Genomic DNA, 7,938 nt, shown 5'->3' with positions numbered 1-7,938 from the left:
CCGTGGGAACTGACCGCACGCGAGTCGCTGGGTTACCACGACGCGATGGGCTCGAACCTGTTCCTGCACGTGCGTCGCGGCGAAGTGCTGCGCGCGGTGCCGCGCGACAACGAAGCGGTCAACGAATGCTGGCTGTCCGATCGCGACCGCTATTCGCACCAGGGCCTGTACAGCGAAGACCGCGCGGTCAAGCCGCTGCGCAAGGTCAATGGCGAGTGGAGGGAAGTGAGCTGGGCCGAAGGCCTGGCCGCGGCCAAGGACATCCTGACCGCCCACCAGGGCGATGACCTCGGCGTGCTGGTGCACCCGTCGGCCTCCAACGAGGAGGGCGCGCTGCTGGCCCGTCTTGCTGCCGGCCTGGGCACCACCAATATCGATCACCGCATCAACAACCGCGACTTCTCCGACGCCGCCACCGCCGAAGTGTTCGGCCTGCCGCTGGCCGAGATCGAAGGCGCCGACAGCATCGTCGTGCTCGGCAGCAACATCCGCCACGAACTGCCGCTGCTGCACGCCCGCCTGCGCAAGGCGCAGACCACGCGCAACGCGAAGATCCACGCCGTCAACCCGGTGGACTTCGATTTCGCGTTCAAGCTGGCCAGCAAGCAGATCGTCGCTCCGTCGGCCTTCATCGATGCGCTCGGCAACGCCGACCTGCGCGATGCGGTCAAGGGCGCCAGCAACGCCGTGCTGATCGTCGGTGGCATCGCTGAAAACCACCCGCAGGCGGCCGCGATCCGCGCCGCCGCGCGTGATTTCGCCGCCGCCACCGGTGCCAGGCTGTGCCGCATCCCGCAGGGCGCCAATGCCGTGGGCCTGACCCGTGCCGGCGTGCTGCCGGCCGGCAAGGACGTCAATGCCATGTTGGCCCAGCCGCGCAAGGCCTATGCCATCTACGGCATCGAGCCGGGCCTGGACTTCGCCGACGCCGCCGCTGCCCGCAAGGCGTTGGCCGGTGCCCAGGTGGTGGCTTTCAGCCAGTTCGCCTGTGCCTCGACCCGCGACGTCGCCGACGTGATCCTGCCGATCGGCGCACTGCCGGAAGTGGATGCCACCCTGACCAACCTCGATGGTCGCGAGCAGTCGGCCCGTGCCGGCGGCAAGCTGCCGGGCGAGGCGCGTGAAGGCTGGCGTGTGCTGCGTGCACTGGGCGGCGAGCTGTCGCTGGCCGGTTTCGAGTTCACCGACCTGGCCGGCCTGCGTGCCAGCCTGGCCCCGGTCAGCGTCACCGTTTCGTCCTCGGCGGCCGTGCCGGCGGCTGTGTCGGGCGCGGGCGAGGGCCTGGAAGTGACCTCCACCGCCGCGATCTACCGCACCGATGCGGTTGTCCGCCGCGCCCAGGCGCTGCAGTCGCATCCGCTCAACAACGCCCCGCGCATCGTGCTCAATGCCGACGATGCCGCCCGCCTGCAGTTGGTGGAAGGGCAGATGGCCAAGGTCGGCACCGACGCCGGCCTCGCCACCCTGCCGGTGGTGGTCGACACCCGCGTCGCCGCGGGCTCGGTCTGGATTGAATCGGGCCACGGTGCAACCGCACCGCTGGGTGCCGCACGCGTAACGGTGGTGGCTGCATGAACGAATTGCTGTTGAACGCGGTCGACCCGCTGCACCAGTGGCTGCTGTCACTGGGCGACATCGGTGCGCTGCTCTGGATCATCCTGAAGATCCTGGTGATCGCCATGCCGGTGATCATCTCGGTGGCCTTCTACGTGGTCTGGGAGCGCAAGCTGATCGGCTGGATGCACGTCCGCCACGGCCCGATGTATGTCGGCATGGGCATCTTCCAGGCCTTCGCCGACGTCTTCAAGCTGCTGTTCAAGGAAATCATCCAGCCCAGCAGCTCGCACAAGGCGATGTTCATCCTGGCGCCGCTGATCACGTTGGCCCCGGCCTTCGCGGCCTGGTCGGTGATCCCCTTCGATGCCCGGCTGGTGCTGTCCAACGCCAACGCTGGCCTGCTGTACCTGCTGGCGATGACCTCGCTGGGCGTGTACGGCATCATCCTGGCCGGTTGGGCCTCCAACTCCAAGTACGCCTTCCTCGGTGCGATGCGCGCCTCGGCGCAGATGATCAGCTACGAAATCGCCATGGGCTTTGCCCTGGTCGGCGTGATGATCGCCTCGGGCAGCCTCAACCTGAGCAGCATCGTGATGGCGCAGGCGGGCAACTCCGGTCTGTTCGACTGGTTCCTGCTGCCGCTGTTCCCGCTGTTCATCGTGTACTGGGTGTCCGGCGTCGCCGAAACCAACCGCGCGCCGTTCGACGTGGTGGAAGGTGAATCGGAAATCGTTGCCGGCCACATGGTCGAATACTCCGGTGGTGCGTTCGCGCTGTTCTTCCTGGCCGAATACGCCAACATGATCCTGATCAGCTTCCTGATCTCGATCTTCTTCCTCGGCGGCTGGCTGAGCCCGCTCCAGGGCTGGATCACGGCCGATATCTCGCCGTGGATCGACTGGATCTGGAAGGGCGGCTGGCCGTGGCTGCTGCTGAAGGTCTTCTTCTTCGCCAGCTCCTACATCTGGTTCCGTGCCAGCTTCCCGCGCTTCCGCTACGACCAGATCATGCGTCTGGGCTGGAAGGTCTTCATCCCGCTCACCATCTTCTGGATTGCAGTGACGGCGGTGATGGTGTTTTACGGCGTGATCCAGAAGGGCGTCTAAGTGATGAACAGAATTACCCATTACTTCAAAAGCCTGCTGCTCCTTGAGCTGCTCGGCGGTCTGTGGCTGACCCTGAAGTACGCCTTCAAGCCCAAGTACACGCTGATGTACCCGATGGAGAAGTTCCCGCAGTCGCCGCGTTTCCGCGGCCTGCATGCGCTTCGCCGGTATCCCAACGGCGAGGAACGCTGCATCGCATGCAAACTGTGCGAAGCGGTGTGCCCGGCGCTGGCGATCACCATCGATTCGGCCAAGCGCGAGGACGGCAGCCGTCGTACCACCCGTTACGACATCGATCTGTTCAAGTGCATCTTCTGCGGCTTCTGCGAAGAAAGCTGCCCGGTGGACTCGATCGTGGAGACCCACATCCTCGAGTACCACTTCGAGAATCGTGGCGAGAACATCGTCACCAAGCCGCAGCTGCTGGCCATCGGGGATCGGCTTGAAGCCGAAATCGCCGAGCGTCGCGCCGCCGATGCCGCTTTCCGCTGAGGTTCAATGATGGATTGGGTAAATATCAGTTTCTGGGTCTTCTCCATCGTGGCGGGCATTTCCGCCGCGGCGGTGATCAGCGTGCGCAATCCGGTCTATGCCGTGTTGTGCCTGATCCTGACCTTCTTCTCCGTGGCCTGCATCTGGATCCTGGTCGGCGCTGAGTTCCTCGGCGTGGCCCTGGTGCTSGTSTACGTSGGCGCGGTSATGGTGCTGTTCCTGTTCGTSGTGATGATGCTCGACATCGACGCCTCCAACCTGCGCGAGGGCTGGGTGCGCTACCTGCCGGTCGGGCTGGTGGTGGCCGTCACCATGCTGGTGCAGATGCTGGTGCTGATCGGGGTGAAGGGCAGGGCGGTCAATCCGTTCCCGGCCGACAACGCCGCCGCGCTGGCCGCCGACAGCTCCAACATCACCTGGCTGGCGCGCAGCCTGTTCACCGAATACCTGCTGCCGTTCGAGTTCGCCGCCGTCATCCTGACCGTGGCCGTGGTTGCCGCCGTGATGCTGACCCTGCGTCGCCGCACCGGCCTGAAGACCCAGAACCCGTCCGAGCAGACCATGGTCAAGGGCAGCGATCGCCTGCGCGTGGTCAAGATGGATGCCGAAACCCCGGTGGTCCACACCCGTACCCGTCCGTCCACCGACGAGGAGGCAACGCCATGATCACCCTCGGCCATATCCTGGCGCTGGGCGCGCTGCTGTTCTGCATCAGCCTCGCCGGCATCTTCCTCAACCGCAAGAACATCATCGTGCTGCTGATGTCCGTCGAGTTGATGCTGCTGTCGGTCAACATCAATTTCGTCGGGTTCTCGCGTGAACTGGGTGATACGGCCGGACAGCTGTTCGTCTTCTTCATCCTGACCGTGGCCGCGGCCGAGGCCGCCATCGGCCTCGCGATCCTGGTAACCCTGTTCCGTAACCGCCGCACCATCAATGTCGGCGAAATCGATTCGCTGAAGGGCTGATCCGTAGATGGAAATCACTCTCTCCAAGAGTCTGTTGATCGCAGTGGTGCTTGCACCGCTGATCGGCAGCATCATTGCCGGGCTGTTCGGCCGGCAGGTCGGTCGCATCGGCGCACAGACGGTCACCATCCTGGGCGTCGCCGCCAGCTGCATCATGTCCAGCTACGTGCTGTACATGCTGCTGTGGGGTGGCGCGCAGCCGTACAACGAGAACATCTACACGTTCTTTGAAGTCGGCCAGTACTCGGCGCATGTCGGTTTCATGATCGACAAGMTCACCGCGATGATGATGGTCGTGGTCACCTTCGTGTCGTTCCTGGTGCACGTGTACACCATCGGCTACATGCAGGATGACCCGGGTTACCAGCGGTTCTTCAGCTACATCTCGCTGTTCACCTTCTCCATGCTCACGCTGGTGATGAGCAACAACTTCCTGCAGCTGTTCTTCGGCTGGGAAGCGGTGGGCCTGGTGTCGTACCTGCTGATCGGTTTCTGGTTCAAGCGCCCGACCGCGATCTTCGCCAACATGAAGGCCTTCCTGGTCAACCGCGTGGGCGACTTCGGCTTCATCCTCGGCATCGCCGGCGTGTTGTGGGTGTTCGGCACCCTGGACTACGCCACCGTGTTCGCCAATGCGCCGATCCTGGGCAGCCCGCAGGCACAGCTGCAGGTCTGGTCCGGTGCGATCAACCTGTTCGGCACGTCCTTCCAGGTGTTCAACGAGCCGGTGATCTGGTCGATCGCCACCATCATCTGCATCTGCCTGTTCATCGGCGCCATGGGCAAGTCCGCCCAGGTCCCGCTGCACGTGTGGCTGCCGGACTCGATGGAAGGCCCGACCCCGATCTCGGCCCTGATCCACGCCGCGACCATGGTCACCGCGGGCATCTTCATGGTCACCCGCATGTCGCCGCTGTTCGAGCTGTCGCAGACCGCCCTGAACTTCGTGCTGTTCATCGGTGCGACCACCGCGTTCTTCACCGGCCTGATCGGCATCGTGCAGAACGACATCAAGCGCGTCGTCGCGTACTCCACGCTGTCCCAGCTGGGCTACATGACCGTGGCGCTGGGCGTGTCGGCCTATTCGGCAGCCGTGTTCCACCTGATGACCCACGCCTTCTTCAAGGCGCTGCTGTTCCTGGGTGCCGGCTCGGTCATCATCGCGATGCACCACGAGCAGGACATGCGCAAGATGGGCGGCCTGCGCAAGTACATGCCGATCACCTTCATCACCATGTGGATCGGCACGCTGGCCTTGGTGGGGACGCCGTTCTTCTCCGGCTTCTACTCCAAGGACACCATCATCGAAGCGGCGCAGCACCACGCGCACGTGTCCAACAGCTGGGTGGCCACCTACGGTTACTGGGCGGTGCTGGGCGGTGTGATCGTGACCAGCTTCTACAGCTTCCGCCTGCTGTTCCTGACCTTCCATGGCAAGGAACGCTTCCGCGACGCGCATGATGACCACGGCCACGGCCATGACGACCATCATGCTGACGCACACGCCGCCGACGCCCACCACGGCGACGCGCACCATGACGACCATGGCCATGGCCACGGTCCGCATGAGCCGCACGAGACCCCCTGGGTGGTGACCCTGCCGCTGATCCTGCTGGCGATCCCCTCGATCGTGATCGGTTTCTTCAGCATCGGTCCGATGYTGTACGGCACCGACTGGGCCGGCAAGCATGCCGACCACGCGGTCCCGGGCCAGGTGCATTCGTTCTTCACCGGCATCGTTGATTTCTACGACCCGGCACGCAACACCATTGGTGCCCTGGCTGAAGAGTTCCACGGTCCGGTGGCCTTCGCGCTCCATGGGATGATGGCCCCGGCCTTCTTCCTGACCGTGGCCGGCTTCCTGCTGGCGGCCCTGTTCTACCTGTGGAAGCCGGAGCTGGCGGGCAAGGCCCGCAAGACCTTCGCACCGCTGGTATCGGTACTGGAGAACAAGTACGGCTTCGACAAACTCTGGATCGGCGGTTTCGCCGGCGGCGGCATCAAGCTCGGCAAGGTTTCGCGCGCGATCGACACGAACATCGTCGATGGTGTGGTGGTCAACGGTTCGGCGCGCCTGATCGATCTGGCGGCCAACCTGCTGCGTCGCACCCAATCCGGTTTCCTCTATCACTACGCCTTCGCGATGATCATCGGCCTGATTGCCCTCCTGGGCGTCCTGATGCATTACCTGCGTTGATGACCTGTACGGAATAAGAAGACGTGTCGAACTGGCCTCTACTCAGTGTTCTCATCTGGCTGCCGATCCTCGGCGGTGCCTTGATCCTTGCCATCCGTGATGCCCGCACCGCCCGCTGGGCGTCGTTGGGTGTAGCGGTGCTGACCTTCGTGGCCAGCCTGTCGCTGCTCAGCGGCTATGACGTAGGGAACGACGCGCTGCAGTTCGTCGAGACCCGCGCCTGGATCCCCGCCTACGACATCGGCTACAACCTCGGCGTCGATGGCATCGCCATCGCGCTGATCCTGCTGACCACGCTGGTCTCGGTGCTGGCCCTGATTGGTGCGTGGAGCGCGATCGACAAGCGCGTCAACCAGTACGTGGCCGCCTTCCTGATCCTGGAAGGCGTCACGGTCGGCATCTTCGCTGCGACCGACGCGATGCTGTTCTACGTGTTCTTCGAAGCGATGCTGATCCCGATGTTCCTGATCATCGGTGTCTGGGGCGGCCCGCGCCGCATCTACGCCGCGCTGAAGTTCTTCCTGTACACCTTCCTCGGCTCGGTGCTGATGCTGGTGGCGCTGATCTACCTGTACCTGAAGGGTGGCAGCTTCCAGCTGGCCGACCTGTACCAGCTGCAGCTGTCGGGCAAGGAGCAGACCTGGATCTTCTTCGCGTTCCTGATCGCGTTCGCGGTCAAGGTGCCGATGTTCCCGGTCCACACCTGGTTGCCGGACGCCCACGTCGAGGCGCCGACCGCCGGCTCGGTGATCCTGGCCGCCATCGCCCTGAAGATTGGTGGTTACGGTTTCCTGCGCTTCAACCTGCCAATCGTCCCCGACGCCTCCCAGGAATGGGCATGGCTGGTGATCACGCTGTCGCTGATCGCGGTGATCTATGTCGGCCTGGTCGCCCTGGTCCAGGACGACATGAAGAAGCTGATCGCCTATTCGTCGATCGCGCACATGGGCTTTGTCACCCTGGGCACCTTCATCGCGCTGTGGCTGGTGCGTGACGCCGGCAGCCCGGATGCGGCCCGTCTGGGTCTGCAGGGCGCCATGGTGCAGATGGTGTCGCACGGCTTCGTCTCTGGCGCCATGTTCTCCTGCGTGGGCGTGCTGTACGACCGCATGCACAGCCGCCGGATCGCCGATTACGGSGGCGTGGTGAACGTGATGCCGTGGTTTGCCACCTTCGCCATGCTGTTCTTCATGGCCAATGCCGGCCTGCCGGGCACCAGCGGTTTCGTTGGCGAGTTCATGATCATCATGGCCAGCTTCCAGCGTCATCCGGCCCTGGCGCTGGGTGCGGCCAGTACCCTGGTGATCACGGCGGCGTATACGTTGTGGCTGTACAAGCGCGTGTTCTTCGGTGAAGTGGCCAATGCCCATGTCGCCGAACTGAAGGACATCAACGGTCGCGAATGGCTGGTGCTGGGTGTATTCGCCGTGGGCACTCTCGCCCTGGGCCTGTACCCCAAGCCGCTGACCGACCTGATGGAGCCCTCGATCGCGAAGCTCGTGATGCAGATTGCATCCAGCAAGCTGCTGTAATCGGGCCGTCGAGAGTATTGATTCCAGGATTTGATGATGACCACCTCGCCGCTGTTGCCATTGACCGCCGCTGACCTGCCCCCGCT

The 7,938-nt window shown here is 64.0% G+C and carries 7 protein-coding genes; all 7 read left to right on the top strand.

Going from position 1 to position 7,938, the window contains the following annotated elements; genetic code table 11:
- On the top strand, positions 1-1,575 hold a 1,575-nt coding region (locus tag ACXJKH_RS10790), incomplete at its 5' end, for a molybdopterin-dependent oxidoreductase (protein ID WP_457319427.1).
- Positions 1,572-2,663, top strand: coding sequence for an NADH-quinone oxidoreductase subunit NuoH (nuoH, locus tag ACXJKH_RS10785; RefSeq protein ID WP_457319426.1), 1,092 nt, complete (start codon positions 1,572-1,574; stop codon positions 2,661-2,663). The genes ACXJKH_RS10790 and nuoH, both read left to right, overlap by 4 nt.
- A 3-nt stretch (positions 2,664-2,666) precedes the next feature.
- Positions 2,667-3,155 carry an NADH-quinone oxidoreductase subunit NuoI gene (gene nuoI, locus ACXJKH_RS10780; protein ID WP_038687244.1) on the top strand — a complete coding sequence of 163 codons (489 nt, stop codon included), beginning with the start codon at positions 2,667-2,669 and terminating at the stop codon, positions 3,153-3,155.
- 6 nt (positions 3,156-3,161) lie between these two features.
- Positions 3,162-3,821, top strand: coding sequence for an NADH-quinone oxidoreductase subunit J (locus ACXJKH_RS10775; protein ID WP_256774638.1), 660 nt, complete (start codon positions 3,162-3,164; stop codon positions 3,819-3,821).
- Positions 3,818-4,123 (top strand): NADH-quinone oxidoreductase subunit NuoK, encoded by a 306-nt coding sequence (gene nuoK / locus ACXJKH_RS10770; RefSeq protein ID WP_256774639.1) that lies wholly within the window; start codon positions 3,818-3,820, stop codon positions 4,121-4,123. The genes ACXJKH_RS10775 and nuoK overlap by 4 nt, the downstream gene beginning before the upstream one ends.
- Before the next feature lie 7 nt (positions 4,124-4,130).
- On the top strand, positions 4,131-6,320 hold the full coding sequence (gene nuoL / locus ACXJKH_RS10765) for an NADH-quinone oxidoreductase subunit L (protein ID WP_457319425.1): 2,190 nt from the start codon (positions 4,131-4,133) through the stop codon (positions 6,318-6,320).
- A 23-nt stretch (positions 6,321-6,343) separates the two neighbouring features.
- A complete protein-coding gene (locus tag ACXJKH_RS10760; RefSeq protein WP_256774641.1) occupies positions 6,344-7,852 on the top strand; it encodes an NADH-quinone oxidoreductase subunit M in 1,509 nt (502 codons plus the stop codon).
- Positions 7,853-7,938 lie beyond the last annotated feature (86 nt).

The sequence above is a fragment of the Stenotrophomonas sp. P5_B8 genome (assembly GCF_054049855.1).
Note: the sequence above shows the minus strand (reverse complement) of the source record. Positions and strands in the feature narration are given on the sequence as shown.

Coding starts and splice junctions, on each gene's coding strand:
- nuoI (WP_038687244.1), top strand. CDS start 2,667: ATGAACAGAATTACCCATTACTTCAAAAGCCTGCTGCTCCTTGAGCTG.
- nuoH (WP_457319426.1), top strand. CDS start 1,572: ATGAACGAATTGCTGTTGAACGCGGTCGACCCGCTGCACCAGTGGCTG.
- nuoK (WP_256774639.1), top strand. CDS start 3,818: ATGATCACCCTCGGCCATATCCTGGCGCTGGGCGCGCTGCTGTTCTGC.